At 30.9% G+C, this 2,671-nt stretch carries 2 protein-coding genes; one reads left to right on the plus strand and one right to left on the minus strand.

Going from position 1 to position 2,671, the window contains the following annotated elements:
* Nucleotides 1–615: 615 nt before the first annotated feature.
* A complete protein-coding gene (locus CN514_RS04545) occupies nt 616–1,584 on the minus strand; it encodes a ring-cleaving dioxygenase (RefSeq protein ID WP_098231583.1) in 969 nt (322 codons plus the stop codon).
* Between the two features lie 154 nt (nt 1,585–1,738).
* Between CN514_RS04545 and CN514_RS04550 the strand changes: the two genes are divergently transcribed.
* On the plus strand, nt 1,739–2,629 hold the full coding sequence (locus CN514_RS04550) for a DMT family transporter (RefSeq protein ID WP_098231584.1): 891 nt from the start codon (nt 1,739–1,741) through the stop codon (nt 2,627–2,629).
* The last annotated feature ends 42 nt before the right edge of the window (nt 2,630–2,671 follow it).

Below are 2,671 nucleotides of genomic sequence, written 5' to 3' on the forward strand. Positions count from 1 at the left end.
TTCTTTTATTTATTACTGAAAAATTTTTGTCTAAAAGATATCATATTGCAATTTTTAAAACTTTCTCTTTTTTATTTGGTTTTTTTATGATATGTTTTGCCATTTTATTATGGGCACTTTGTACACCGTTCAAGTAACCATTTTACTATGTAAAAATGTAATTGCTAAATATTAAACGTCATTATCTAATAAATCAATTTTTAAATACAAAATAAAATGCGAGGTGTAGTATGGAGATTAAATATAGAATTGCCTCAACAAATGATAGTTCAGAAATTGCTAAAAGGGGTATCTCAATAGTACTTTTATCTGTAGTTAATAAAATCATTCTTTATTTATGATAAATAGCAGATTTTTATACGATTTAGTAATTGTTAGGGCATTTGGTAGTTTTCCATCTGAAATTTTCTGCAATTGTACAATTATTAGCTCTAAATACCCATACTGGTATAAGTAATAATCAATTTTATTTGCAGTCCAATCCACTCTTCTTTTCCAACATTTCATCATCCACTACTTATTTGCCGTTATAAAAAGAGGGTTTCTCATTTTGTGGGGAAACCCTCTTAATCTGAGTACTCATATTAAATAATTAAGCCAATGTATCAAATTATTTTAATTAAAGTCTAATGGACGTAAACTTGCTTCGATTTCAGCACGTTTAGGCTCTAAAAATGGAGGCAATGCTAACCGTTCTCCCAAAGTATCAATATTTTCGTCTAGATCAAATCCAGGGGTATCAGTTGATAATTCGAATAAAATATGATTTGGTTCTCTAAAATAGAGCGCTTTAAAATAGTAGCGTTCTACTTTTCCTGAATTCGTAATCCCAAGTGAATTTAATTTGTCGGCCCATTTATTATATTCTTCTTCGTTTGGTACTCTAAAAGCTACATGATGTACACTACCCCGTCCTGGTCTAGCTCTCGGTAAGTCTGGTCTGACTTCCAAGTGCACTTCTGCACCAGCACCACCTAATCCGGTTTCGTAAACTTCTATACTTGCAAAATTCCCTTCAGTAGAAGGGTAAGTACCAACAAGTCTAAATCCTAAAACTTCCGTTAAAGTTTTACTTGTAGGAATCGAATCTTTTACGGTAAGTGTCACTGGACCTAAGCCAAGAATTCCATGCTTGATTGGGATATCTGATTTATTCCAAGGAGTACCCGGTGAAACACCTTTTTCACCATTATCTGCTACTAAAATTAATCTTGTACCTTCATAATCTTGAAATGCGAGTGTATCTCGATTTGCTCTTTTAATTATTTCATCATGTGAAATATTAAGCTCTTTTAAGCGATTCTTCCAATAATGTAATGACTCAGTTGTGGCCACTCTAAATGATGTTGAAGATACGATCGAGTGACCTGGATATGTAGTTCCTAGATGAGGGATATCGAAAAATGTTATTTCTGTCCCGGGATTAGCTTTTGCATCTCCGTAAAATAAGTGATAACTGGAAGTGTTATCTTGATTTACAGTTTTCTTAACAAGTCTCATGCCTAAAACCTTAGTGTAAAACTCGTAATTTTTTTCAGCCTTTGTAGTAAGTAGTGAAACATGATGAATTCCCAATAATTCCACTTTCATCACTCCCTTAATTTTTTATTTAAACTATGACCTATATAATTTTTATGTACATATTGTAAATGGCTAAAGATTGAGGTAAAGTTTTATGTTAAACTGTTATCTAATAATTATAATATTCAGATAAATGGTATAGAAAGGGGAAAATGCTTTGTATTTCGGTTATTTATTAATTTTAATATCTGCAATAGCCTTTGGATTAATGCCTATTTTTGCGCTTTATGCTTATGATCAAAATGTAAGTGTGAATACATTATTATTTTTAAGGTTTACATTTGCGACAATTATGTTCTTTAGTTACTTAGTGGTTAGTAAAAAATTAGTTAAAATTACGAAAAAACAATTAGTCTTGTTTGTTTTACTAGGTGGAGTGTTGTATATGCTTCAATCAAGTTTTTATTTCAGTTCAGTAAAATATATTCCTGCTTCATTAGCTGCATTAATTTTGTATTTATATCCCATTTTTGTAGCAATTCTATCATTTTTAGTAAATAAAGAGCAATTAACAAAAAATATAATGATATCAATTGCACTATCGTTGGTTGGAATTGTACTTGTGTTGGGAGCTCCTGCGGAAAATATAAATCCATTTGGAATTCTATTAGCGTTAGCAGCGGCAATCGTATACTCAATATACATAATTGTTGGTGGGAGGGTTTCGATACATGTTCCTCCATTAGTAACAAGTGCATATATTTCTTTATTTGCATCAATTTCATTTTTACTAGTTGGCGTATCGACAAACACGATACAAATTCATTTTAAATTTATTGGTTGGATCACAATTTTAGGTATTTCAATTATATCAAGTGTTATATCAATGGGTACATTTTTTGCTGGTGTAAAACGAATTGGACCGACAAAAGGGGCAGTATTAAGTATGGTAGAACCAGTAGTGACAATTACATTTTCAACCATTCTATTCCATGAAAATATGAGTTTACTTCAAATAATAGGCGGGACTATTGTTCTAGGCGGAGCACTTTTAGTTGTTCTTACTAGTGAGAAAAGAAATATTGTTGAGAATAGAATGGATTTTTAAATGGTATATGATAAACTTTATTTAGAATATTAGTTTAATAAT

Origin of the sequence: Bacillus sp. AFS001701 (genome assembly GCF_002559405.1) — a bacterium.
GTDB lineage: Bacteria > Bacillota > Bacilli > Bacillales > Bacillaceae_G > Gottfriedia.